The 24,563-nt window shown below is 38.1% G+C and carries 24 protein-coding genes and 1 riboswitch; of the genes, 21 read left to right on the top strand and 3 right to left on the bottom strand.

The window, feature by feature from the left end; translation table 11 throughout:
• The first annotated feature begins 61 nt into the window (after window positions 1–61).
• The 6 genes from D3H64_RS05400 to D3H64_RS05375 all read left to right on the top strand — a co-directional run bounded on the left by D3H64_RS05400 (window position 62) and on the right by D3H64_RS05375 (window position 4,329).
• Complete coding sequence (locus D3H64_RS05400) at window positions 62–889, top strand: purine-nucleoside phosphorylase (RefSeq protein ID WP_121565252.1); 828 nt, start codon at window positions 62–64, stop codon at window positions 887–889.
• A gap of 60 nt (window positions 890–949) precedes the next feature.
• Complete coding sequence (locus D3H64_RS05395) at window positions 950–1,315, top strand: GNAT family N-acetyltransferase (RefSeq protein WP_233554893.1); 366 nt, start codon at window positions 950–952, stop codon at window positions 1,313–1,315.
• Window positions 1,316–2,050, top strand: a complete 735-nt coding sequence (locus tag D3H64_RS05390) for a segregation/condensation protein A (RefSeq protein WP_121565251.1) — start codon at window positions 1,316–1,318, stop codon at window positions 2,048–2,050. It begins immediately after the preceding gene.
• Window positions 2,051–2,058: 8 nt separating this feature from the next.
• Entirely contained in the window at window positions 2,059–2,712 is a 654-nt protein-coding gene (gene scpB / locus D3H64_RS05385) for an SMC-Scp complex subunit ScpB (protein ID WP_158589235.1), read from the top strand.
• 1 nt (window position 2,713) lies between these two features.
• Window positions 2,714–3,424 (top strand): pseudouridine synthase, encoded by a 711-nt coding sequence (locus D3H64_RS05380; protein ID WP_121565249.1) that lies wholly within the window; start codon window positions 2,714–2,716, stop codon window positions 3,422–3,424.
• 129 nt (window positions 3,425–3,553) lie between these two features.
• Window positions 3,554–3,672, top strand: a riboswitch (FMN riboswitch).
• Window positions 3,673–3,756: 84 nt separating this feature from the next.
• A complete protein-coding gene (locus tag D3H64_RS05375; protein WP_158589234.1) occupies window positions 3,757–4,329 on the top strand; it encodes an ECF transporter S component in 573 nt (190 codons plus the stop codon).
• A 156-nt stretch (window positions 4,330–4,485) separates the two neighbouring features.
• On the opposite strand, the gene D3H64_RS05370 is transcribed toward D3H64_RS05375, so the two are convergent.
• Window positions 4,486–4,713: a ferredoxin gene (locus D3H64_RS05370; protein ID WP_121565247.1), complete on the bottom strand. Its 228-nt coding sequence runs from the start codon at window positions 4,711–4,713 to the stop codon at window positions 4,486–4,488.
• Window positions 4,714–4,738: 25 nt separating this feature from the next.
• On the opposite strand from D3H64_RS05370, the gene D3H64_RS05365 reads away from it, so the two are divergent.
• From D3H64_RS05365 to D3H64_RS05300, 14 genes are all read left to right on the top strand, one after another.
• Entirely contained in the window at window positions 4,739–5,764 is a 1,026-nt protein-coding gene (locus D3H64_RS05365; RefSeq protein WP_158589233.1) for a helix-turn-helix domain-containing protein, read from the top strand.
• Window positions 5,755–7,167: a RecQ family ATP-dependent DNA helicase gene (locus D3H64_RS05360; RefSeq protein WP_121565245.1), complete on the top strand. Its 1,413-nt coding sequence runs from the start codon at window positions 5,755–5,757 to the stop codon at window positions 7,165–7,167. The genes D3H64_RS05365 and D3H64_RS05360 overlap by 10 nt, the downstream gene beginning before the upstream one ends.
• Before the next feature lie 106 nt (window positions 7,168–7,273).
• On the top strand, window positions 7,274–7,894 hold the full coding sequence (locus tag D3H64_RS05355; protein WP_121565244.1) for a LysM domain-containing protein: 621 nt from the start codon (window positions 7,274–7,276) through the stop codon (window positions 7,892–7,894).
• Between the two features lie 18 nt (window positions 7,895–7,912).
• On the top strand, window positions 7,913–8,572 hold the full coding sequence (gene cmk / locus D3H64_RS05350) for a (d)CMP kinase (protein WP_121565243.1): 660 nt from the start codon (window positions 7,913–7,915) through the stop codon (window positions 8,570–8,572).
• Window positions 8,573–8,684: 112 nt separating this feature from the next.
• Window positions 8,685–9,956, top strand: a complete 1,272-nt coding sequence (rpsA, locus tag D3H64_RS05345) for a 30S ribosomal protein S1 (RefSeq protein WP_121565242.1) — start codon at window positions 8,685–8,687, stop codon at window positions 9,954–9,956.
• Window positions 9,957–10,067: 111 nt separating this feature from the next.
• Window positions 10,068–11,375: a ribosome biogenesis GTPase Der gene (der, locus tag D3H64_RS05340; protein ID WP_121565241.1), complete on the top strand. Its 1,308-nt coding sequence runs from the start codon at window positions 10,068–10,070 to the stop codon at window positions 11,373–11,375.
• Window positions 11,376–11,580: 205 nt separating this feature from the next.
• Window positions 11,581–11,859 (top strand): HU family DNA-binding protein, encoded by a 279-nt coding sequence (locus D3H64_RS05335; protein WP_121565240.1) that lies wholly within the window; start codon window positions 11,581–11,583, stop codon window positions 11,857–11,859.
• Between the two features lie 168 nt (window positions 11,860–12,027).
• The gene (locus D3H64_RS05330; protein ID WP_121565239.1) at window positions 12,028–13,305 is read left to right on the top strand and encodes a lipopolysaccharide assembly protein LapB; all 1,278 of its coding nucleotides are present in this window, start codon (window positions 12,028–12,030) and stop codon (window positions 13,303–13,305) included.
• Entirely contained in the window at window positions 13,289–13,828 is a 540-nt protein-coding gene (locus D3H64_RS05325; RefSeq protein WP_121565238.1) for a YpiB family protein, read from the top strand. Before D3H64_RS05330 ends, D3H64_RS05325 begins: the two co-directional genes overlap by 17 nt.
• On the top strand, window positions 13,818–15,032 hold the full coding sequence (locus D3H64_RS05320; protein ID WP_121565237.1) for a CCA tRNA nucleotidyltransferase: 1,215 nt from the start codon (window positions 13,818–13,820) through the stop codon (window positions 15,030–15,032). The genes D3H64_RS05325 and D3H64_RS05320 overlap by 11 nt, the downstream gene beginning before the upstream one ends.
• A gap of 41 nt (window positions 15,033–15,073) precedes the next feature.
• The gene (locus tag D3H64_RS05315; RefSeq protein ID WP_121565236.1) at window positions 15,074–17,338 is read left to right on the top strand and encodes an exonuclease domain-containing protein; all 2,265 of its coding nucleotides are present in this window, start codon (window positions 15,074–15,076) and stop codon (window positions 17,336–17,338) included.
• Between the two features lie 18 nt (window positions 17,339–17,356).
• Window positions 17,357–17,836: a hypothetical protein gene (locus D3H64_RS05310; RefSeq protein ID WP_121565235.1), complete on the top strand. Its 480-nt coding sequence runs from the start codon at window positions 17,357–17,359 to the stop codon at window positions 17,834–17,836.
• A 15-nt stretch (window positions 17,837–17,851) separates the two neighbouring features.
• Window positions 17,852–19,150: an asparagine--tRNA ligase gene (gene asnS, locus D3H64_RS05305; protein WP_121565234.1), complete on the top strand. Its 1,299-nt coding sequence runs from the start codon at window positions 17,852–17,854 to the stop codon at window positions 19,148–19,150.
• 36 nt (window positions 19,151–19,186) lie between these two features.
• Window positions 19,187–19,858: a DnaD domain-containing protein gene (locus D3H64_RS05300; protein ID WP_121565233.1), complete on the top strand. Its 672-nt coding sequence runs from the start codon at window positions 19,187–19,189 to the stop codon at window positions 19,856–19,858.
• A 141-nt stretch (window positions 19,859–19,999) separates the two neighbouring features.
• Here the strand turns inward: D3H64_RS05300 and D3H64_RS05295 are convergent, their stop codons facing one another.
• Together D3H64_RS05295 and recU are read right to left on the bottom strand one after the other, a co-directional pair.
• The gene (locus D3H64_RS05295; protein ID WP_121565232.1) at window positions 20,000–22,426 is read right to left on the bottom strand and encodes a transglycosylase domain-containing protein; all 2,427 of its coding nucleotides are present in this window, start codon (window positions 22,424–22,426) and stop codon (window positions 20,000–20,002) included.
• On the bottom strand, window positions 22,416–23,018 hold the full coding sequence (recU, locus tag D3H64_RS05290) for a Holliday junction resolvase RecU (protein ID WP_199700143.1): 603 nt from the start codon (window positions 23,016–23,018) through the stop codon (window positions 22,416–22,418). The genes D3H64_RS05295 and recU overlap by 11 nt, the downstream gene beginning before the upstream one ends.
• A gap of 204 nt (window positions 23,019–23,222) precedes the next feature.
• Between recU and tig the strand changes: the two genes are divergently transcribed.
• Window positions 23,223–24,506, top strand: a complete 1,284-nt coding sequence (gene tig, locus D3H64_RS05285) for a trigger factor (RefSeq protein ID WP_121565230.1) — start codon at window positions 23,223–23,225, stop codon at window positions 24,504–24,506.
• Window positions 24,507–24,563 lie beyond the last annotated feature (57 nt).

Below are 24,563 nucleotides of genomic sequence, written 5' to 3'. Positions count from 1 at the left end.
TGGTCTTTTAAGAAGCCTATATTGGATTGTTTTGTGGCTAGTATCTGCCTAGGAGGTTATGATGAATCCATTACTAGATAAATTACAGGCAGCTTTGGCTTATTTACAAAAAGAATTAAAAGAATTGCCTACTTTAGCTATTGTGTTAGGATCAGGATTAAATAGTTTAGAAGAAAAATTACAAGATAAACAGGTCATCCCCTATAAGTCTATCCCCTATTGTCCAAAAGCAACGGCAATCGGTCATAAAGGTGAATTATTAGTAGGGAAACTAAAAGGGCGCTCAGTTTTAATGATGAATGGCCGTTTTCATTATTATGAAGGTTATTCTATGGATGAGGTGACTTTTCTCATCAGGGTATTTGCTCTTTTAGGGGTTGAGCAACTCATCCTCACCAATGCAGCAGGTGGATGTTCCTTGAACTTTTCAGCCGGTGATTTAATGTTGATTAAAGATCATATTAACTTTTTTGGAACAAATCCCCTAATAGGACAAAATATTGACCTTTTAGGCCCTAGATTTCCTGACATGTCAGAGATATATACATTAGACTATCAAAGGCTTGCTAAAGAAGTAGCTAAAAAAGTAGGAATAAAGCTTCAAGAAGGTGTTTATATGGGGTTTAGCGGGCCGAGTTATGAAACGCCAGCTGAAATTCGGATGGCTCAAACTTTAGGGGCTAGTGCAGTAGGGATGTCTACTATTCCAGAAGCTATCGTTGCCAATCATGCAGGGATGAAAGTGTTAGGGATTTCCTGCATCACCAATTTGGCAGCAGGTTTAAAAAAACATTTGTCTCATGATGAAGTTTTGGCAACAGGCAAAAGAGTAGCAGAAGATTTTAAAGTTCTTATCGAAGGAATAGTAGAAGATCTCCCACTTTGTTAGCTTGCTATATTTTAGGGAATTTGCTATATTATCAGTATTCATAAGAAGAGTAAAAGAGGTGTGACTTTGCTAGTCAGATGCCGAGATGATCAGATGAAAATTGCTATGGGCTTATTGTCTTTTATCAGCGATTTTAAAGACTTTGATCGGTTAAACAAGCTGTGTGAAAAATATCAAAATGAAGACAACAGAGCCCTTTATCTTTGGAAAGATGAGGACACTGAGAATTTTATTGGAGTGATTGGGGTAGAATTTGACGATGAAGATGTTCTTGTTCGTCAGATTGCTGTTAATCCTTCTTTCCGACACGAAGGAATAGCACATAAGATGCTCGATGCTGTGCAGGAGATTAATCGGAAGAAAAGTTTAATGGGAACACTTGAGTTAACCTCGATATTGACCCATTGGAAGGAAGCTCCAAAGTAGATGACAATTAAATCAGATCAAATGGAAATTAGAGTGGGTCAATTTGAAGGCCCACTTGATTTATTGCTATCTTTAATTAAAGAAATGAAGATGGATATTCATGAGTTGCGAGTAGCGGAAGTCACTCAACAATATCTGGCTTATGTTCAAAAGATGAAAGATTTATCCTTAGAGATTGCCAGTGAGTATTTGGTGATGGCAGCAACTTTAATTGAGATTAAGGGACGGGAACTCTTGCCTGTTGAAGAGGAAGAACTCGACTTAGAAGATGATCCTAAAGAACAATTGATCGATCAGTTGATCTTGTATGAGCATTATAAAGCTGCTCTACCCGCTTTTCGGGAATTGGAAGAGGAAAGAAGCAAGATTCACCATAAGCAAGCGAGCGACCTATCTTCTTTTGTTGAAAAAGTCCCGCTTTCTCCTAATAGCTACGAGCTGAATGACCTTCTATTAGCCTTGACAAAAATGTCCGCAAAATGGCGGAAAAGTCAACCCATGCAAAGGACTATGGCAAAGGAACAAGTTTCTATTGAGGATTGCCTCCTAGATATTAAAGATAGACTTCCTAAGTCCGGGGAACGTATGGCTTTATCATCTGTTTTAAAGGATTGGAATAGGTCAACTCTAGTGGCATATTTTTTAGCATTCTTACAGTTGGTGAGAGAGGGTGAAGTTGTTTTTTCTCAAGATGAATTATTTGAAGAAATATGGTTGCAAAGGAAGGGAGAGTAAACAGCTTCATGAACCCCTACGCTCTTATAGATGCCTTGCTTTTTGTAGCTGGGCAAGAAGGCCTTACCGTTAAGGAATTAGCCGAAGCTTCACAATTACCTTTAGGGACAGTATATGAGGTTTTGGAGGAGATGCAAAAAGAGGATGAAAAATCCGGAATAGTTCTAGAAACTTTTCAAGACAGTTATCGCTATGCTACAAAAATCGAAGCAAATGCAGCAATAGAACGTCTAGCTCAAACTCCAGCTATGATGAAATTGACACAAGCAGCCTTGGAAACGCTCATTATTATCGCCTATCGTCAACCGGTCACACGGGTGGAAGTTGATTATATTCGTGGGGTTAATTCATCAGCTGCTTTACAAAAATTGGAATGGCATGAATTAATTGAATCTTGTGGGCGTTTAGACCAACCTGGTAGACCCAAACTCTATCAAACAACTAATAATTTTCTCCAAGTTTTTGGTCTAAATTCACTGGAAGAATTGCCAGTTTTGAAAGAAGATATCTCTCTTGAACAAGCCAAAGATTTACTCAATTTTACCCACTTTGATGAAAAGGCTCAGCAAGGTAATTTATTTGATTTTAGAGAAGATAATCTAGAAACAGCTAAAGGTAAGACATCAAGCGAAGAGGTCTTAAGAAAAGGAGAAGAACAATAAGTTGGAACGTTTACAAAAAGTTATGGCACATGCCGGTGTAGCTTCTAGAAGGAAATGTGAATCAATTATCGAAGAAGGCCGTGTAAAAGTTAATGGGCAAGTGGTTACAGAGTTAGGAGTGAAGGTTTCATCTTCTGATAGAATTACTGTTGATGACATTCCTATAGGGAAAGAAGAACGGGTCTACTATCTTTTTTATAAGCCTCAGAATGTTCTTTCCAGTGTGTCGGATGATCGGGGTAGGCCAGTTGTGACGGATTACGTAAAAGTGGATCAACGAATTTACCCAGTAGGCCGACTCGACTTTGATACGACTGGCGCACTCATTATGACCAATGACGGGGATTTTTCTCATTACATGGCTCATCCAAGCCATGAAGTGGATAAGGAATATCAAGCTACTCTAGAAGGCTTAATAACGAATGAGGCTTTGAAACAGTTACGTTTAGGTGTGCGTTTGGAACAGGGAGTGACTTCACCTGCAAAAACGAAGTTGCTTAAACGGGATCCAAAGAAAAATATATCTGTTGTCAATATCACTATTCATGAAGGATGGAATCATCAAGTTAAGTTGATGTTTCAGACAGTAGGTTTTCCGGTAAAACGACTACATCGAATCCGCATAGGTCATTTGAAATTAGATGGAATGATCCCAGGTGAATATCGAAGAATTAAACCTTTTGAGTTGAAACAATTGCGTGGTGAAGCATAAGGTTTGAGAAGGATAGGGGAAGAAATGTCTAGCTAGGAGTATGGCGACTTTCTTTCTACTTACCTTAAGGGTGTTTTCCTTGCTCTTAAGATTGCTTTGTGTTAGATTATAGATAAATAAAATATGTAGATTCGTCTTCAGGGGCGGGGTGTAATTCCCCACCGGTGGTTAAAGTCCACGAACTCTTTATAGAGCCGATTCGGTGAAAGTCCGAAACCGACAGTATAGTCTGGATAAAGAAGATGGGGTTTATTTAATGAACTCTATTTCTCTCTTGAAATGGAGTTTTTTTAGACCTTTTTCTGATGAGGAATCTCAGAGGAGGAAGAAAAATGAAACAACATAGACAATGGGTTGGGGCAAGTGTATTTGGTGCAGTGGCGGTTATTTTGATGCTCTTTCAATTCCCGCTTATCCCTGGTATTTCTTATCTCAAAGTCGATTTTTCGGATCTAGCCATTTTAAGTTCAGCGGTTATTTACGGGCCAATAGCTGGATTTGTTTCGCTATTGATTAGAACTCTACTGCACTATATACAAACTGGTGGAGATATGGGTTATCCAATAGGGGATATTGCTTCTTTAGTGGCTTCTTTGTCTCTAATCACACCGATCTATTACTTTACGTTAAAATCTTGGACAGCTAAACGTTTTATAATTGGAGCAGGCATAGGTACCTTGACACTCACATTGGTCATGGCTATTTTGAATTGGCTAGTGTTAACGCCACTTTATCTAGCTCTTTTCCATATGAATTTAGGAAATTTGAGGGAGGTCATCCTGCTTGGGGTAGTCCCATTCAATTTAGCTAAAGGCCTTGTTGTGTCAACAGCGGTCTATCTAGTAGTTGGCAAATTATTGCCACAACTAAGCCGTCGTCGCATGGAAGGTCAAGCGCATTTATAAAAAAATAATCTATTAAAAATGAAGAAGGTCAACAAGTTCATGAGCGAATTATTTATACTACTATAGTTGCTAAAGTAGTAAAGTTCATGAAGAGTTGACCTTTTTCGCCATAAAAGGCCAAAAGATAGGTTATAATAGGCATAGATAAAGCCTCAGCTATAGGTCGCTGAATGGCTTATTGCTATGTTGAATTGCTCCAACTGGGCAACGCTTTGCAGCTGTTGTTAAGAGGGTATTTTCATCAGCTTGATAGTCTTTTTTTCCTAAATTTTGATCTTTTATGATGCTAGCAATGCCCTCCTCGTCGTAAGAAATAAGTTGCTTGGCGCAGAGTTGGCATAGTCCACAGGCGATGCATTGTTCTCGATCAATTTTAAAATACATAGGATCACTTCTTTCGGAGGTAAAGATGCAATTTACTGAGTTTTTAATCGTGGGTAGTGTAAAGGAACATCCTGTTAAGATCAATACCCTTAAACATATTTTGTTAGGGAAAAGAACTTCTTTTCAACTTTTAGAGACTTTAACCAATCGTCAATTAGCTTACTTTGGTAGTTTACCATATTCAAGAAGTCAAACCTATGGAAAAGAGATGCAAGGGCTTATAGAAGAGGGTAAAATTTACCTCAAAGATCAACAATTATATTTAAGTGACACAGGCAAAAAATGCTACGAAGAATCAAAGATTTTGTATAGACTGGGAGACTATTCTTTTATGCGCTATAGCGCTATTCAAAAAAATCTTTTGGAATTTTACAAACTTTTCTTACAATATCTTTCTTATAAGAAGAAGGAGAAGCCCTTTAATCGACATATCCCAGCATCTTATTTCACCTTACAAGTTTTAAGACGCTTTTGTAAGGAGGAGCCAGACTTTGACACAGACCAGTTCTTACAGGAATTGTATACTGCTTTTGATAGTTTTTATAATGAGTGGGGAGATATTTTCTGGGGGCAAATTTCAGGTTTTGAAATAGCTGGGCTAAGTGATCAAGTGCTCAGTTATTTTTCGCCACTTATCGAGGAAAGTTCAGATTGGTTTTTTTTACAAGTACTCTTAAAGCTCGAAAGAAAATGTCCAAGCGTGAAAAAAATCAATCAATTTTTGTTAAGATTTTTCCCGCTAGTTTCGGAAACAGTTTTATCGACATCTCGATTATATAGGCAAGGAATGAGTGTGAACGACATATGCCAATTTAGGCGAATTAAGCCATCAACAGTTTACGACCATCTATTTGAATATCAATTTTTTTATCCAAACTTTACTTTTATATCTTCACACGATAAAGGCATTATTCAAGAAATTCAAAAGCTAGAAGAAGCTGGTAAGTTATCTTTTGATCAATTAAAGGAAGCTCTTTCCTATCCCAAACTGCCATATAGTTATGTTCTGTTTGCCAGAATGGAAACTAAAGGAGGGGTACCATGGATCTAAACAGATTTTTAAAAGAAAGATTTCATTATCAATCCTTTCGTAAGGGGCAGGAAAAAGTAATCAAAGGCTTATTGGCAGGGAAACACATTTTAGGGATTTTTCCAACAGGTTATGGTAAAACTTTGCTTTATCAATTCATTGGAGCTTATCAAAAGAGACCAGTTGTTATTTTTTCCCCGTTAAAAGCGCTAATGATTGATCAGGTCAATCGTCAACAACGGTTAGGTTTAGGGAAAGCCGTTGCGATTAGTTCAATGTTAACAAATCAGGAGAAAAGAATGATTTATAAGAGGAGAGAGGACTACCGTTTTTTTTATTTATCTCCTGAAATGGCCAAAAACTCTCTAGCCAAAGAATTAATCGCAAGTTTAAAGGATCCACTTCTTGTTGTAGATGAAGCTCATTGCATCTCGCAATGGGGGAGAGATTTCAGACCCGAGTATATGGATCTTTTATCCGTCAGAAAGGATTTAAACTATCCGCAAACACTAGCATTGACCGCTACGGCTACTCCTCAAGTGATTGAAGACGTGAAAGGCTTAGTTTATAGGCAAGATGAACAGGTGACATGTTTTCGTTGCCCCAATGAGGAAAAACAACTTCATCTTGCTATTATTCCAGAAGCTAAAGAAGGCTGGAGAGAAGGGGAAAAGGAAAAAGCCCTTTTAGCTACTCTGAAAGAAATTGCTTTCCCAGTCTTAATTTATACAGCCTTTCGTAAAAAAGCAGATCAGTTAGCGCAAATCTTACGAGACCATCATTACCTTGCCCTGAGTTATCATGCTGGATTATCCGATCAGGAACGTTATAAGATTCAAGATATGTTTTTAGATAATCAAATTGATTGTGTAGTTGCTACCTCTGCCTTTGGAATGGGGATAGATAAAGCCAATATAAGAACTGTGATTCATTTTCATCCAAGCCAAAGTATTGAAGCCTTCATCCAAGAGAGCGGACGTGCAGGAAGAGATGGTTTGCCTTGCCAGAGCATATCTATAGAAGATCAGGCTTATCTGAATTGGCTAGATGGTCTTTATAGGACTTACGTTAAAAACTTGCAAGAAAATACCCTCGATCTATCGCAACTCTTTGATCAAGAAGGGCAGCAATTAGTGTATGAATTTTACCAAGATAAAGGAATCAGTCCAAAAGATATTCGGCAGATTTTTATCAAGCAATACCAGTATAAGAATAAACAATTACAGATGGTAAAAGCTTATTTAAAAGGCATTGAACATCCAGAAGTGACTATGCAGAATTATTTAGAAACAGGAAAATGGATAGCGAAAGAGGGCTCAATCGTGCCGATAGAAAAGATGCAAGAGGATAAAAGCTGGCAAAGAAAGCCAATTCCGATACATTGGAAAGATCGATTCGCTTCTTTGTATGGCAAAGATGACTAATTTTTCAATTTTCAAGAAAGCTAGCAAAATGATGGTTTATTTTAAGGTATTATTCAAGTCTTTATGCTAAAATAGAACAGGATTTAGTTTTGGAGGAGGTGTCGAAATGGCAGATAAAAAGTTCAACGATGATCAACCATGGTCTTCGACTTTCGGTGAGGAAGATAACGAAGAAAAGCATCAATTTTCTCGTACGGCAAAAAACTACCAAAAAAAGGACGCGTCCCCAGTGACGACTACATTGCTAGTGCTCTTTATCTTTTTGTTTACTATTCCGATCGTTTGGTATTTCTATGATAACCATCGTTCCAATCAAGAATTAAGCTCTAAATCTTCGGAAGAAGTGATGGTATCAAAAGCTGCTGAAAATGAGCAAAGGCAAGCACTAAAAGAAAAGAAGGAAAAAGAACGTAAAGAGCAAGAAGAGGCCGAAGAAGAGCAAAAGAAGGCAGATGCTAAAGAAAAAGAAAGACAAGCTGAGCAGGCTCGATCAGAAGAACAGGCTCGTCAACAACAAAATCAACAAGATTTAGCTAAACAAAATGCTCAGTCAGAAGGCCAAGGTCAACAAGACTCTGCGGGTTACAATAATAGCTATACTGTTCAAGCAGGAGATAATTTATATCGGATTGCTGTAAATCATGGGATGACTTTAGATGAATTGAAGCAGGTCAATGGTCTAGCGAACAATGATGCGATTATTGGGATGACGTTAAAAGTGAAATAAGTTTAAGGGAGATTCTGTGTGAATATTGCGATTGATGGACCAGCCTCATCTGGAAAAAGTACTATCGCCAAAAAGTTAGCTAAAGAGTTTGGTCTAACTTATTTGGATACTGGTGCAATGTATAGAAGTTTAACCTATCTAGTTCTTTCTCATGGCCTGTCTAAAGATGATATACAAGCGATAGTTGAACTAGCTAAAACTACTCCTTGTGAGTTTAAAAAAGGAGAAGAGGGACAAGAAGTATGGTTGAATGGTGAAAATGTCACGCTAGCTATTCGAGGTCCTGAGGTTACGGCTAATGTTTCTGAAATTTCTGCCATTCCTGAAGTTCGTCAGGTTTTAGTTGATCAACAACGTGCCTATATTGGAAGAGGACGAGTGATCATGGATGGAAGGGATATTGGAACTGTTGTCATGCCGAATGCAGATGTAAAGATTTTTTTGACGGCCTCAGCAAAAGAAAGAGCCAAAAGACGTTTCAAAGAGAACCAAGAAAAGGGTTTGCCTGCAGATTACGAAGCGATTTACCAGCAAATTCTTGAAAGGGACTACTATGATAGTCATCGGGAACACTCTCCTTTGAAAAAAGCGGAGGATGCAGTGTCTATAGATACATCAACTATCGGAATTGATCAAGTCCTTGATAAGATTCGCCAGATTATTCATGAAAAGGGTTAACTTGGCTAGACCACAAGGGAATTATGTGGTAAAATGATACCATGTATGGTGTTAATTAGCCTTATCAAGCAATTGGCACAGCATGGATTGCAAATTAGGAGGAATTTTTTTTATGACAGATTTGGAACATAACGAACATGTAGATCAAACTACGCCAGAAGCTCAAACTATGGAAGCAGCCCTTGAACAAGTTCAAGAAGTGAACACTGGCGATGTAGTTAAGGGTGAAGTGCTCTCCATTCAAGATGACAAACAAGTCATTGTTGGTATTCTTGGTAGCGGGGTGGAAGGTGTTATTCCTCGTAATGAGTTAAGTGCTGCGCCTTTTGAAAACATCTCTGATGTCATTGCTGAAGGGGACGTTGTTGATTTAGTTGTCATCAAACCTAACAAAGATAAAGAAAATGGTAGTTTCTTGCTTTCTCGTAAACGTTTAGAAGCTAAAAAGATTTGGGATGACATCCAAGAAAAATTTGACAAGGGTGAAACAGTAACAGGCCCTGTTAAAGAAGTTGTTAAGGGTGGTTTGGTTGTTGACCTAGGCATCCGTGGTTTCGTACCAGCTTCTATGGTAGCAAATTACTATGTAGATGACTTCTCTTCTTACAAAGGTCAAGAACTTGAATTCAAGATTGTTGAAATTGAACCAAGTGAAAATCGTTTGATCTTAAGCCGTAAAGAATTAGCTGAAAAAGAACAACAAGAAAAACGTTCTGCTTTCTTGACAAGCGTTAGCGAAGGCGATGTTTTAGAAGGAAAAGTTGCTCGCTTGACTAACTTTGGTGCTTTCATTGATTTAGGCGATATGGATGGCTTAGTTCACATCTCTCAAATTGCTCATCAACATGTTAATCACCCATCAGATGTTTTGACTATTGGTCAAGATATTAAAGTGAAAGTCTTGTCTGTTGACGCTGAACGTGGCCGTATTTCCTTGTCTATTAAAGACTTGCAACCTGGGCCATGGGATGAATTGGCTGAAAAGGTAAATGTTGGCGATGTTTTAGATGGGAAAGTTAAACGTTTGACTTCTTTTGGGGCCTTTGTTGAAGTGATGCCTGCTGTAGAAGGTTTAGTTCACATTTCACAAATCTCTCATGAACATATTGCAACACCTCATGAAAAACTTAAAGAAGGGCAAGATATCAAAGTCAAAGTTTTAGAAATCAAAGCTGACGAACAACGTTTATCCTTGTCTATCAAAGCTTTAGAAGAAAAACCTGTTGTGGAAACAGAAAAGCCTAAACAAGAACGTCCACAAAAACCTAAAGCTAAACGCCCAGCTGCTCCAGTTGAAAGCGAAAGTGCAGACGATGAATCTGGATTTACTTTAGGCGATCTTTTAGGCGACCAATTATCTGAATTTAAAGCTGAAGATAAATAAGTCATTTATTAACGAAAGCTAAGTGAGGCAGGGAGTAATCTTTGCCTCATTTCTTATTGTAAAAGTACACTTATCAAACGATAGTATAAAGTATAAAAGAAGGAGGGACTTATGTTACCTACTATTGCGATTGTTGGTCGACCAAATGTCGGGAAATCAACCTTGTTTAACCGTTTAGCAGGAGAGCGGATTGCGATTGTTGAAGACTATCCCGGTGTTACTCGAGATAGGATTTATGCTAGGGCAGAATGGTTAGGTAAAGAGTTCAATATTATTGATACTGGCGGTATTGAATTAACTGATGCGCCTTTTATGGAACAAATTCGTTTTCAAGCTGAAACAGCTATGGAAGAAGCAGATGCGATCATTTTTGTAGCGGATGGTCAAACAGGTGTGACCATAGATGATGAACGCCTTGCGACATGGCTAATGAAAAGTAATAAACCTGTCTTGTTAGCAGTCAATAAAGTCGATAATCCTGAGCAACGTTTAAATATATATGATTTTTACCAATTGGGTCTTGGTGATCCTTATCCTGTTTCAAGTGCACATGGAGTTGGCTTAGGGGATATTCTTGAAAAGATATTCCAGCTTATACCTCTAGACATCCCAGAAGAAAAAGATGAGGATGAAATTGCTTTTTGTTTAATAGGACGTCCAAATGTAGGTAAATCCAGTCTTGTTAATCGATTGTTAGGAGAAGAAAGGGTCATTGTGTCAAATGTAGCGGGAACTACACGAGATGCCATAGATACTTTATTAGAAATGGAAGATAAACGGTTCCGTGTCATTGATACAGCAGGAATACGGCAAAGAGGTCGTATCGAGCAAGGTACTGAAAAGTATTCTGTTCTTCGGGCTATGCGGGCAATTGACCGATCGGATATTGTACTTTTGGTAATCAACGCCGAAGAGGGCATTCAAGAGCAAGACAAAAAGGTAGGCGGATATGCTCATGAAGCAGGTAAAGGTGTCGTTATCGTCGTAAATAAATGGGATGCGATCGAAAAAAATAACGATACGATGAAAGACTTTGAAGAAGATATTAGACAAGCTTTCAAATACCTGTCCTATGCGCCTATATTGTATGTTTCTGCTAAAACAGGCCAACGAACGGAAAGAATTTTACCTTTACTGGAAACTATTGCTGCTAACCGTAAACGTAGAGTGTCTTCTTCTATTCTCAATGAGTTACTAATGGATGCAATTGCAATGAACCCAACTCCTACCGATAAGGGGAGAAGATTAAATATTTTCTACATGACTCAAGTAGCCATTGAACCACCTACTTTTGTTTGCTTTGTAAATGATAAAGAATTGATGCATTTTTCCTATCAACGCTTCATAGAAAACAAAATTCGTCAGACTTTTGACTTCACTGGAACAGCTTTGCATCTATTAGTGAGAGAAAGACAATAAGGAATATGAAAGTCCTGTGAAAAGTTAATGTAAGGGGATTAAAAATCTCTATTTCAATGATTTTAGAGGCTAATTTCGTTGTCAAATCAACTATTTTATGCTAAAGTAAATAGCGAATAAAAGATGTTTTTATTCGCCAATTGACAAGTCATGTCAGTGGACCATCCGACATGGAAACATGTTACAATTGAGGAGGTGAGGACCAATGGCTAATAAAGCACAATTGATCGAACGTGTTGCTGAAATTACAGATTTGAAGAAAAAAGACGTAACAGCAGCCGTCGATGCCCTCTTTCAAGTGATTCAAGATGCACTTAAAGATGGTGAAAAAGTTCAAGTTGTAGGTTTCGGTAACTTTGAAGTACGTGATCGTGCTGCTCGTAAAGGACGTAACCCACAAACTGGTGACGAAATTGAAATTGCTGCAAGTAAAGTACCTGCTTTCAAACCAGGGAAAGCTTTGAAAGATGCAGTTAAAGCATAAGTGTACGATTGAAAGTAGCGGAATCCTTGATTTCGCTACTTTTTCCTTTCTAGGATAGAGCTTAGCTAAAGGAGAGAATGGGATCCGTCCTTTTTTCTCTTTTGGTTGAGCTTTTAAGCCCCTTTTTGCCATTTATCGTAGTCATTTAAGAGAAAGGATGTATAAGGGATGGAAGAAGTCATAGAACAAGTGAATAAGCTACTAGATCAAGAAAAATTTGAGGAGCTTGAAGGAGTGATCAAGCAACTATTGCCAAAATTCGATCAAGTGCCTTCTAAAGAAGCTATTGAACTTGGTCGAAAGCTTTTGAGCTTCGGTTATGCAGACTTGGTGAAGGAACTTTTTGATCGGCGTCCTCTTTTCTCAAATGATGAAGCTTTGTTTATGGCTCAATGGGCTTTAAACCAGCAAGACTATGATCTAGCCCGTTCCTATCTTTATGATCTCAAAGATATGGATGATCTGACAAAGTTGCAAAAACTTTATCTTGAAGCAGAAGTTTATCAAGCAGAAGGCGATCCATATATGGCCGAATTCAAACAAGAGCAGGCACATTCTCTAGAAAAAGACCTAGGCTTTGATAACCATTTAGTGGATAGCTTAGAGCAAATTGAAGAATATTTAAATAACGGGCAGTATGAAGATGCCCAACAATTACTTTCTAAGATAGATCGTTTGGACCTATCTGATGAAGAAGCGGATCGCTATCTTCTCTATCAAGCCTATTATTCAGCTCACGAAGGGGATTATACGACTGCTGTTAGGTATTTAAAGGAGATCTCTGAATCCTCCTATACGGATAGTTTATGGCGCTATCAGGCTCAATTACTTGCTCAAGATGGAAAACTAAAAGAGGCCATTCAACTTTTAAACCAAATAGAATCCACCCCAGAAGTCATGGTCGACAAAGCTATTTATGAAAATAAATTGGGGAATAGTTTGAAGGCCGAGGCAAGCTTGCTATCTGTTTTGGATGTGGATTTACTTAACCAAGAAGCTGTTCAAATCCTTGGACGATTTTATCAAGAATGGGGTTTACTAGGAAAGGCCTTGGAACTGTATCAAACTCATCTTGCTGATCATGAAGATCCTAGTCAAGAAGAATGGTTTGCGGATTACTTACAATTGCTTTTAGAATTGGAAGATGAGGAAGGCCTATTGACATTAGCGGATAACTATAATTTATCTGCTCATATGGAATACGCTTGGATACTAGCCACGGCTTACAATAAGGCTGAAGATTACGAAAAAGCAGCTAAGGCCTACGAGTTGGCTTTTGAACAGTATCAAGACGACCCAAGATTTCTTCTAGAATATGCTCTATTCTTAAGAGATGAAGGAGATAAAGACGGACTAAATCAAGTGAAAGCCTTAGCTCTTTCTAGAGGCTTAAGTGGTGAATTTTGGGACAATATTGGAGAGGGTGAGGATGATTATGTCCTGTGATGATAAGAAGCGTCAATTCTTAAAGTGGTTTTTACAACACCATCAACTTAAAGACAAGGAAAGTTTGTGGATCCTACATTATTTACTCAACCACGATTTCCTTCTATCCCGCATTCATTTTATACAAGAGGCTAGCGACTATCCTAATGGTTTAGTAATGGCAACTGAAGACATGAAGGATAGTGATTTTTACTTTTACCATCAAGGAAAAGTGTCCAAGAATCCTGAAGAGGCTTTTCAAGCCATACGTTGTAATTGGCGAGATGATTATTATATTGAATTAAGATTCCCTGATGTAGATGCCGCCTATTTATATTTTGATCTTTTTGACCAAGGCCAAGCAGAAGAGGAAGAAATACAAGCCACCTTTAAGGAACTAATGGATGAAATGCGCCGGGATCAAGAAATAAAAAAAGTGAGAACTGCTATTGACCAAGCATTGGAAAAAAATGATTTTCTTACTTTAGAAAAATTGAGTGCTCGCTTGAAAGAGTTGAAGGGTGGCTATAATAATGCAAATTAGCTTAGATATCCCTATCTTTCAAGATTCTCTTGAAGTGATGGAAGTGCTTGAAGAAGCAGGTTATGAAGCTTATTTTGTCGGTGGTTGTGTAAGGGATGCCCTTTTAAATCGGCCGATCCATGATGTCGATATCGCTACGAGCGCGCTTCCCTATGAAGTGAAAGACTTATTTCCAGTAACTATCGATGTAGGTATTGAGCATGGAACTGTATTAGTGAGACATAAAGGGCAATCATATGAAATTACAACCTTTCGATCAGAAGGGGATTATAAAGATCATCGACGCCCAGACTCTGTTACATTCGTCCGAGATTTAAGGGAAGACTTATTAAGAAGAGATTTTACGATAAATGCCCTTGCCGTAGATCGTAAGGGTCGTGTAGTGGATTATTATGATGGCCTAGGTGACTTGAAGCGTTCTTGTATTCGATGTGTTGGGCGGCCAATAGAACGTTTCGAAGAAGATGCCCTACGCTTGTTAAGAGCTGTTAGATTTCAAAGTCAATTAGATTTTACAATTGAGGCATCTACATTAGATGCTATGAGGGAAAAGGCAAAGAGTTTGTCTTATGTTTCGGTGGAACGTTTAACGAATGAGTGGCATAAAACCTTGCTCAGTAAGCACTATCAACAAGCTTTAAATACATTTATGTCAACAGGCCTTTATCAAGCTTGCCCATTAATGAAAGAGTTGAAATCAGCTATTCTTCATTTAATAAAAAATCCAATTTTCTTTGTGGATGAAGCTGATGCCTGGACAACTATTCTTTATTTGGCTCAGCTTGATAGTTCTTACACAACCCAACTACAAAAAAGCTATAAATTGTCGAATAAACTTGTCAATGGCATAAAGCATCGGCTAAAAGCACTGAGAGCACTTCAAGATGGGGAATGGACTATTTGGGATATTTACCAATACGGAGACAGTTTTAAATGGGTGATTCCTCTAGCTAAACAATTACTCCCGGAATTTCATCATGAGTCTGCCATAGATATGTATCAAAATTTACCAATTCATTCCAAAAAAGATATGGCAATTACAGGTAATGATCTTTTAAAGGCGGGCTATAGAGGTGCAGAAATTGGGAACTTTCTTGATCGACTAGAACGTGCTATAGTAATAGATAAGATAATGAATGATTTTGAAAGTGGTATGGACTGGATTGCTCGAAATAATCGAGATGGGGGAAACTCTAAGCTGTAAGTATTAAAAGAAAAAGTATCACTTGACGAGGAGGCGGAGCAATGGATGTCATCATTGATCTGGAAACAACAGGACCGGATTATGATAAAGGGGATCGTATTATTCAAATAGGGTGTGTTTTCATCGATAATGAGAAAATTGTTGATGAATTATCCACTTATGTCAATCCTCAAAGATCTATTCCTCTAGAAATAACTGAATTAACTGGCATTAGCCAAGAAGATGTCAAAAATGCGCCCTATTTTGAGGAACTAGGAGCAAGTCTGTCCAAAGTATTAGCTGGTTGCAGGGTAATTGCCCATAACGCCAACTTTGACGTCAGTTTTTTGAAGAAAAGCTTTGCTAGTCTAGGCTTTACAGATTTTAATCCAGAAATACTGGATACAGTAGAGCTCAGTCAGATTCTTTTCCCAGACCTTAGACGCTATAAGTTAGAGTTGCTAGCTCAAGATCTTGGACTAGGAGATTTTCTTGCACATTCTGCCATTGAAGATGCAAGAGTAACGGCTCAAATTTACTTGCTTTGTCGGAAGGAAATAGCTAAGTTGCCACGAATTGTGCTTAATGAACTGATTCGTCTGGGGGCAAAGAAGGATTTAAGCTCAGTAAAACTTTTCAAAGAACTTGTTCAAACAAGTCAAGCATTAGCTGATCGAGTGGATTTAGTTCGATTGTTCCCTCATGTGGTGGCTCAAAAAGCCTTAGACAATGGCAAAGATAATTTGACTATTGACGACTATTTTTCTCAGCCTTCCCTTAAAAAGTATTTGGAAGATCACTTTAGATTAGCCCAAATCGATCAACCACTTTATCAACTAGCCTTTAGAGAAGAGACATTCTTAGATACAGCAGATTTAAATGAACATAATATCTATAGCTACACACTTGAATTATTGCCTAAGGGATTACCAGTTACTGTGATAGCATCTCGACAAGATCAATTAACTGCCTTCTTGCTTTATCTAAAAAGGAAAAAGGTAAATGCTTCTGTCGCCATTCTTAATGCTCCAGAAAGTTATGTTGATCTTTACAAGGTCGAACAAATCTTATCTTCAACGGTAGATTTTACTCGTTTGGAAATTGTTGCTTTAATGGGACTTGTTGTCTGGTTAACGAAAACCAAAACAGGTGATATGTCAGGTTTGTATCGGCTATCAACCTTAAAACATCTTGCACAATCTATTTGTTGCCATCTTCAGGAGAAGGTTTCCTCTTCTTGTTTCTGGAGTCTAGCAAGCAAGGCCTCTCACCAACAAGCTATCTTAATGACACAAGTGACTTATTACCGTCTAGGTCAAGAAATGCCACCATACTTACTAGAGCGTTGGTTAGTGGGATGGGGGATGGATCAGGCTGGCAAATTGATAAGAGAAGCAGTTAGGCGGATAGCCAGCCACCATGGTGAAGGTTTATGGCCTTTTGCTGAAGTAGGAAAAGCTACAGGCTCACTTATGCAATTAGCACAAGCCCTACCAGATAATAAAATCGCTACTTCCCTAAGATGTGATAGTAGGATAAGATACCACATTGACTATGAAAATCAAACTATCTATATGGTGCCTATTCCAATGAGGGGATATTTACAAGATTGGCTCCATAATCATGTTTATCAACCGATGACATTCTTTTTCAATGGGATAGATGCCTTTAATGAATGGGAGGCCTATCAAGGCAATATTTTCCCTTTAGACATAGCTAAAAAAAGGGAAATAGCCGTTTGGGCAAAGAAAGATACTATAAGCGAAAATGAACGAGTGAAATATTTAGCAGAAGAACTAGTAGAGTGGAGGAAAGAAGATTCCAATTCAAGTATTTTAGTCATTTGTCATTCTTATGATTTTTTATGGGAATTGTATGATAAAATAAGGAAGTTAGGTCAAGAAGGCGTTATGTCACAATCTATTAGCAAAAAGGATGTTTTGATTAGGCAAATTGCTAAAGGAAATTCTGGAAAAATAGTTTTGATGACATTAAACACCTTTGAAGCCAATGCCCATCTTTTACCTGAATTTGATCGATCTGTACTCACTAAGTTGCCATTTGAATCAATTGACTCTCCGATTCAACTGATGGCGAAGGATTATTATCAATCCAGAGCAAAAGATTATTTTGCTTCTTTCCAAGTACCAAGTATGATCAAACATTTGGAAAGCTTTGTTCGTTACGCAGGACAGATCTGTGGGTCAAAAAAAGGGATCGTACTCTTTGATCCACGTTTGTTACAACAAAGTTATGGGCAAACTGTCCAAAATAGCCTAAGCCCGTTTGCTGAATTTTATCAGTTAGATGGGGGAAAAAAGCATTAACCAATAGAAAGGGTTACTATGAAACGCAAAGTAATTAATACCGCCGTCCTTGTTTTCTTGATCATGTCATTAGTGATTATTTTATCCTATAGGCAATGTCAAAAGCCATTTATAGAGGCTCAAAAGCAAGGATTATCGATTCTTACTAAGAAACACAAGATTGAAGCGATTAAAAGTTTCTATTGGTTTAATGGGAAGAAATCCTATGGGACTTTTGTGGCTAAATCTAAAAAAGAAGGCTATTTTTATAGCATTATAGACCTTCAAAATAAAAAAGAACGGATCTTTAAGCAAAAAGATCTGATCGATGAAAAAGAAGCCAAGGAGATTACCATGAATGATTTATCCTTAAAAGCCGAGGCAATTAAAGAAGCTCGTTTGGGTTTGAATGATAGCGAACCGGTTTGGGAAATCAACTATCTCTACAAAGGAAAAATGGGATATTATTATATTTCCGCCAAAACTGGCGAATGGCAAAAAAATATCAGTAACATTTAAGAAAGGGTGTAATGTATGCAGTTAATGACGATGAAAGATGCGCCTAAGCACGTTGGGGAAGTGGTTAAAGTTGGGTGCTGGTTGACCAATAAGCGGTCAAGCGGGAAAATTGCTTTCTTGCAATTACGTGATGGGACTTCCTTCTTCCAAGGGATCGTATTAAAGAATGAAGTGGGGGAAGAAAAATTCCAGGAGCTAACGTCTCTTCATCAAGAAACATCAATGATCGTTACTGGTAAAATCCAAGAAGATAAACGTTCTGCTTTTGGCTATGAACTTTTAGTGGAAGATGTTGAAGTGGTCGGTAAATCTGAAGATTATCCCATTACTCCAAAAGAACATGGTGTCGACTTTTTGATGGATCATCGTCACTTGTGGTTAAGATCCAGTCGACAACATGCTATTATGACTGTTCGTAATGAAATGATTCGAGCAACCTATGAATTCTTCAATAAAGAAGGCTTCGTGAAGGTTGATCCTCCTATTTTGACAGGTTCTGCACCTGAAGGGACCAGTGAACTTTTCCATACGGAATATTTTGACCAAGATGCCTACCTATCTCAATCTGGGCAACTTTATGCTGAAGCAGCAGCAATGGCTTTTGGCAAAGTTTTCTCATTTGGACCGACTTTTCGTGCTGAAAAATCTAAAACACGTCGGCACTTGATTGAATTTTGGATGGTTGAGCCAGAAATGGCTTTCTGTAACCACGAACAATCACTCGAAGTTCAAGAAAAATATGTGGCCTATTTAGTTCAAAGTGTTCTAGATCATTGCTCTCTTGAATTAGATACATTAGGTCGTGACAAGGAAGTTTTAAAACGTTATACAGAACTCCCTTATCCACGTATTTCTTATGATGATGCCGTTAAAATGTTAGAAGAAAATGGCTTCGATGATTTAAAATGGGGAGATGATTTCGGCTCTCCACATGAAACCTTTATTGCTAACCATTTCAGCAAACCAGTCTTTATCTGCAACTATCCTAAGAGTATTAAACCTTTCTATATGAAGAAACATCCTACTCGTGATGATGTGGTTCTTTGTGCGGATATGATTGCCCCAGAAGGATATGGTGAAATTATTGGTGGATCTGAACGGGAAACAGATTACGATACCATGTTGGCTAATGTTAAAAAGCAAGGGTTAAATGTAGCTGATTATGAATGGTATTTGGACATTTGTCGTTATGGGGATACACCTCATGCTGGCTTTGGTTTAGGCCTTGAACGTGCTGTGACCTTTATTACAGGTACTGAGCATGTCCGTGAAGCTATTCCATTCCCACGATTGCTTAACCGTATTTACCCATAAGTTTTACACTATTTTAAGTAGAGGGGGCTTTCTGTCATGCGAAATAGGGACTTGGTATTAAGCGTACCTCTAGTGTTGCCAAAATCTTGGTTGTCCTATTATCATCGTCTAGGCCTTTCTTCTGAAGCTATGATGCTTTATATACACTTGTATGCTCATCGTGAGGGAGAAAGATCCAGAGTTGATATAGCTAAACTTGCTCGAGATATGGGAATCAAAAGCATCGACTTGTTCGCTAGAATTCAAGAACTGCTGGATTTAGAAGTGATCCTCTTAAAGACAGAAGAACTGGGAGATGGTCGTCAAAGTGATTACTACGATATTTCCCCGTTTGTCGATAAGGTCATTGCTTTAGAAGAAGAAGATCAAGCAAAATTAGTTGAAGATAAAGGGCAATCACTTTTAAGAGAAATCGAACAAGAAATACGCCATTCATTGTCAGCCAAGGATATTGAGCTAGTTAATGATTGGTTGAAAGTGAATAAATATCCAGTTGAAATGGTAAGATTAGCCGTTAAAGAAACCATTATTAACCAGGCAAATAGCTTGACCTACACGGATAGAATTTTGTTGAATTGGGAAGAAAAGGGGCTTTATCGTCCAGAGGATATTAAAAGACATTTGTCCATTAAGAATCCTGTTCAATCCGCTGAATTGGAAAGCAAAAAGGAATATCCTAAAGTTCCTTTAACCAAATGGTTAAGTTGATCTTCTTAGATTTCTATACAGAATTTTATGTTTAAAAACCTAGGCTCCTAAGGGTCTAGGTTTTTAAATGCCATTATTGTAACCGCTTCATAAGAAAGAAACCGCCTCGCTCTATGGGAGAGTGAGGCGGTTTCTAATACATCATTGTTGATCGTTATTGTTATCAGGTTTATTTTCAGAATCACTTGGTTTATCCGTTGTTTCGTCATTTTTATCCTTGCTGTCTGGTTTTTCTTCAGGCACTGTATAGTTAAGCTCTGCAGAAGAGCTACCTTCTTTTTTAGTTTTAGCTGTTACTTTTATGTGTAAGACCATGCCAGGCTTAATATTGTTGACCACAACACTAGTAGATTGGTCTAAATCTTGTTTTTGGCCATTAATTTCAATGCTGTAGGTCATATCTTTTGGCCCTGTTCCGGCCCAGGATATTGTAACTTTTTGGCTTTCTGGATCATATTCTGCAGCTAAACCTACTGGAGCTTTAAATGGGTCTTCTGGTGGCTCAAGATAGGAATAAGTTTTTGGTAGGTGACCCCGAACAAAAAGTTCTGTTCGAATTAAATGACTAGGAGTGTAAGGACCTGCTAGTTGTAATGGTTGGCTCCCATAAGCAATAGCTTCTTTAACAACAGAGTGAGGTTTTTTCCAGTCATCAGGTATTTTTTCATCTGTGAGGAAATTCATCAAGTATTTGTAAATTTCTTTAGAAATTTCTTGATCAGCGTAATCTAAAGAATGACCTTTGACAAAGGGACTATCATAACCTGTCCAAACACTAATAACATCCTTTGTGGTATAGCCAACGAACCAGGAATCCGGAACATTTGGTGTACCTAATATACCTAACTTAGTCGCTTGTTCGTCAGTATAGTTGGTCGTTCCTGTTTTACCAGCTTGAGGAATATCCGGACGATTGATATTACTAGCTGTACCTCTCTTGAAAACATCCTTTAGCATATCAGTAATCATATAGGCTGTATAGGACTTCAAAACGGGTTTGTCTTGGTGTTTTGGACGAATTTTTTGCCCCTCCCGTGTAATAATTTCTTTGACAGTATAAGGCTTTTGGAAATTACCTTGATTGGCAAAAGCTCGGTAGGCGGCAGCTAATTTGATAGGGGATATTTCACCAGTAATAGCATTGGCCTCCACCAAACCATTAGCACCGTCATTCTTTAAGTTGATATCTAATTTCTTCAGAAAGGCTTCAATATTGTCAGTTCCAACATCTTGGAAAACTTTTAACGCTGGGATATTACGGGATTGGGAAAGGGCGTCTCGTATAGTTAATGGCCCCATATAACCTTTATCCCAGTTATGAATAGGAATCCCGGAGGAATATTTATAAGGTTCATCAACCACTGTATGACCAGTCGAGTAATTGAGGTATTCAATAGCAGGTCCATAAGAAGTTAAAGGCTTAATGGTTGACCCAACAGAACGTTCCAATTGAGTCGCTCTATTGTAGCCGAGAAGTACTTTTTGCCTACGTCCTCCTAATATAGCCTTAACCCCGCCTGATTTTGTATCTAAAATCGTCACAGCATTTTGAAGAGAGTCAGATGAATAGTTGATAAAGTCCTTTGAGTTCACGATGTTATAGAGATATTCTTGCAAGTCTTGATCCATAGTGGTTTTAATAACAAGACCATCTTTATAAACATCTAAACCTGTTTCTTCTTTAACTTCATCAATTAATACTTGTATAAATGAGTCGTTAATCAAATCTTTGCGTTCTTGCTCATGCTCGTGTTGAGAAACCAATCCGTCTTTAATGTTTTCTTTGCAGGCTTTTTCATAGTCGGCTTGGCTGATAAATTTCATCTTCAACATTTGACTTAGAACGAGATTGCGACGTTTGGTGCTTTCTTCCGGATGCTGGTAAGGATCATAATTGTTTGGAGCTTGTGGCATCCCCGCAATCATGGCTGTTTGAGCCAGAGATAAATCCTTTAAGGGCTTATTATAATAATAGTCGGCTGCTGTTTTTACCCCATAAATATTATTGGCCAAATAAACCTTGTTTAAATAAAGGGTTAAAATTTCTTCTTTAGTGTATTCTCTTTCGATTTTTAAGGCGAGAATAGCTTCTTGGATTTTTCTTTTTATGGTCTTATCACTATCATTAGTGGAAAATTTTGATAGTTTCACTAATTGTTGGGTAATAGTGGATCCCCCCTGAGCAACAGCTCGACTCTTTATATTAGATAAGGCAGCTCCTGCTATACGAATAGGATCGATCCCCCAGTGCGAATAGAAACGTTGGTCTTCAATAGAAATAATGGCAGCTTTCATCATTTCAGGCACTTCTTTAGCCTTGGCGATTTCTCGATTCTCCCCGCCCATTTCCGTAATAAGTTTGTCGTTTCTATCGTAAATTTTGGTTTCGATAGAGCCTTCTAAGTCTTTTTGCGTGATTTCAGGAGTGGTGATAGCATAAAAGCTAATTAGGCAAATAATGCCTAATAAGAAAGCAAGTATAGCACTGGTCACGTATAGGCGGACCTGCTTCGATTTACTGGAAGGATGACGGTGATTTCTATAGCGTTGCTGGCGGCTAGTTTTCATAGTATTCTCCTTTTATTGAAATATACTGATCCACTGCAGGAAGAAAATCTAAGCGAGGATTTACTTGCTGATGGACAAGAAAAGCTTCAGTTTGAATTTTTTCATATGGGATAGATTTTCTACCATTTTCTTTCTGATCATAATAGCTAGTGACAAAGTCAAGAGGAAGTAAATAACATTCTTGCCGTTTAGAAAAATAGACCAAGAGAAAACTAATCCCACCTTGCTTTTGGCAGGCTTTCATATGGTCTAATTGATGCGCTTTAATATTGTCTAAGGGAAAGCGAGTTAACAATTGTGTTGCTTTAGCCTCGAAATCGATATAATAGCCCTTGTAGACACCATTATAGTCGGTTGTGGAAGCTTCTTTGTAGTAGGCTTCAGTAATTTTTACAGCTGAACGTTTAGGATAGTCTACTTGAACGATTTGAATGGGCGTTGGTTTTTTATGGATGACGGCCATGCCACGGTCGAGATAAAAAAGATTGCTTTGGTTAATCATTTCTTCAAAATGCATTCCACGAGAAGAAAATGTCGGGGTATGCTTAAGGGGAATCGGACGTTTGGCCCCTTTTGGATAGCTAATACTCATTGTGTCACCCTTTCTTGCCTTATTATACCAAATCATGCAAAGAAAACAGAAGAAATCACTGTGAAATTCATTTATCTTTTACATAACATTTCGAAAAAACAGAAAAATAATGCGAGAATGCTGGCTTTATGGTTTACAAGACCCTATTTCTATAGTAAAATTACTTAGTATGCAATATTTTCATATAACAGTGGAGGTTACGTCATGTCAACGAATTTCGAAAAATTAGAAAATGGATATGGTAAACTAACATTTACTATTGATGAACAAACATCCAAAGAAGCGGTAGATCGCGTATTTAACCGTGTAAAGAAAAATTTAAACGTGCCTGGCTTCCGTAAAGGGAAAGTTAGTCGCACTATTTTTAATAAAATGTTTGGTGAAGAATCACTTTATCAAGACGCCTTGAATGACATTTTGCCAGTAGTGTATACACAAGCTATTGAAGAAGCAGGAATTGATGTTGTAGGTCAACCAGAATTGTCTATTGAAAGCCTTGAAAAGGGTAAAGAATGGACAGTTAGTGCTAAAGTCCCAGTTAAACCTGAAGTAAAATTAGGCCAATATGAAGGCTTAGAAGTTGCTAAACAAGATCGTGAAGTTTCTGATGAAGATGTGGACAAAGCTATTGAAGCAGAACGAGCAAAATTAGCTGAACTCGTCTTAAAAGAAGATGCTCCTGCTGAAGAAGGCGACACTGTAATCATCGACTACAAAGGTTTCGTAGGTGATGAAGCTTTTGAAGGTGGCGAAGCTAAAAACCATGCCTTAGAACTTGGTAGCAAGAGCTTTATCCCAGGTTTTGAAGACCAATTGATCGGTTCTAAAGAAGGCGACCAAGTGACTGTGAATGTTACCTTCCCAGAACAATACCATGCCGCTGACCTAGCTGGTAAAGAAGCTCGTTTTGAAGTAACTGTTCATGAAGTGAAGGAAAAAGAACTTCCAGAACTAGATGATGAATTCGCTAAAGATGTATCAGATGAATACGAAACTTTAGAAGACTTGAAAGCTGCGAAACGTCAAGAATTAGTTGATGCTAAAAAGGAAGCAGCTGTCGATGCTATCCAAGAAGAAGCTATTAACAAAGCTATTGAAAATGCAACAATTGTTGACTTGCCTCAAGCTATGGTAGATCAAGAAATTGACAAACAATTAGAGCATTACCTCAATAACTTGCGCCGTCAAGGGATTGATCCTGAACTATATTACCAAATCACTGGTACTAGCGAAGCTGACTTACGTAGTCAATTCGCTGCAGGTGCTGATACTCGCACCAAGACTAACTTGATCTTAGAAGCAATCGTTAAAGATAAAGCGATTGAAGTGACAGATGAAGAAGTTGAAGCAGAAATCAAGGAATTAGCTGAAACTTACGAAATGGAAGCTGAAAAAGTCCGTCAAGCCGTTTCTAAAGAAATGCTTTCTTCTGATATCAAGTTAAAGAAAGCTTTGGCCTTGATTGTTGATTCTGTCGTAGAAAAATAACTCAATCAAGCATAACAAAGATAAAGCGAACAGGCGGATGAAGGTCCGCCTGTTTTC

Origin of the sequence: Atopobacter sp. AH10 (assembly GCF_003664595.1) — a bacterium.
Lineage (GTDB): Bacteria > Bacillota > Bacilli > Lactobacillales > Aerococcaceae > Atopobacter.
The sequence above is the reverse complement of the archived record's forward strand: the minus strand, read 5'-3'. Positions and strand labels throughout refer to the sequence as shown.

Bases quoted from the DNA above. Each gene is read 5' to 3' on its own strand.
- D3H64_RS05370 (WP_121565247.1), bottom strand. From the start codon at position 4,713: ATGTATTTTAAAATTGATCGAGAACAATGCATCGCCTGTGGACTATGC.
- D3H64_RS05375 (WP_158589234.1), top strand. From the start codon at position 3,757: ATGAAACAACATAGACAATGGGTTGGGGCAAGTGTATTTGGTGCAGTG.
- D3H64_RS05355 (WP_121565244.1), top strand. From the start codon at position 7,274: ATGGCAGATAAAAAGTTCAACGATGATCAACCATGGTCTTCGACTTTC.
- tig (WP_121565230.1), top strand. From the start codon at position 23,223: ATGTCAACGAATTTCGAAAAATTAGAAAATGGATATGGTAAACTAACA.
- D3H64_RS05300 (WP_121565233.1), top strand. From the start codon at position 19,187: ATGCGAAATAGGGACTTGGTATTAAGCGTACCTCTAGTGTTGCCAAAA.
- D3H64_RS05390 (WP_121565251.1), top strand. From the start codon at position 1,316: ATGACAATTAAATCAGATCAAATGGAAATTAGAGTGGGTCAATTTGAA.
- D3H64_RS05295 (WP_121565232.1), bottom strand. From the start codon at position 22,426: ATGAAAACTAGCCGCCAGCAACGCTATAGAAATCACCGTCATCCTTCC.
- D3H64_RS05360 (WP_121565245.1), top strand. From the start codon at position 5,755: ATGGATCTAAACAGATTTTTAAAAGAAAGATTTCATTATCAATCCTTT.
- D3H64_RS05320 (WP_121565237.1), top strand. From the start codon at position 13,818: ATGCAAATTAGCTTAGATATCCCTATCTTTCAAGATTCTCTTGAAGTG.
- rpsA (WP_121565242.1), top strand. From the start codon at position 8,685: ATGACAGATTTGGAACATAACGAACATGTAGATCAAACTACGCCAGAA.
- der (WP_121565241.1), top strand. From the start codon at position 10,068: ATGTTACCTACTATTGCGATTGTTGGTCGACCAAATGTCGGGAAATCA.
- recU (WP_199700143.1), bottom strand. From the start codon at position 23,018: ATGAGTATTAGCTATCCAAAAGGGGCCAAACGTCCGATTCCCCTTAAG.
- D3H64_RS05315 (WP_121565236.1), top strand. From the start codon at position 15,074: ATGGATGTCATCATTGATCTGGAAACAACAGGACCGGATTATGATAAA.
- D3H64_RS05335 (WP_121565240.1), top strand. From the start codon at position 11,581: ATGGCTAATAAAGCACAATTGATCGAACGTGTTGCTGAAATTACAGAT.
- D3H64_RS05330 (WP_121565239.1), top strand. From the start codon at position 12,028: ATGGAAGAAGTCATAGAACAAGTGAATAAGCTACTAGATCAAGAAAAA.
- D3H64_RS05365 (WP_158589233.1), top strand. From the start codon at position 4,739: ATGCAATTTACTGAGTTTTTAATCGTGGGTAGTGTAAAGGAACATCCT.
- D3H64_RS05400 (WP_121565252.1), top strand. From the start codon at position 62: ATGAATCCATTACTAGATAAATTACAGGCAGCTTTGGCTTATTTACAA.
- D3H64_RS05310 (WP_121565235.1), top strand. From the start codon at position 17,357: ATGAAACGCAAAGTAATTAATACCGCCGTCCTTGTTTTCTTGATCATG.
- asnS (WP_121565234.1), top strand. From the start codon at position 17,852: ATGCAGTTAATGACGATGAAAGATGCGCCTAAGCACGTTGGGGAAGTG.
- D3H64_RS05325 (WP_121565238.1), top strand. From the start codon at position 13,289: ATGATTATGTCCTGTGATGATAAGAAGCGTCAATTCTTAAAGTGGTTT.
- scpB (WP_158589235.1), top strand. From the start codon at position 2,059: ATGAACCCCTACGCTCTTATAGATGCCTTGCTTTTTGTAGCTGGGCAA.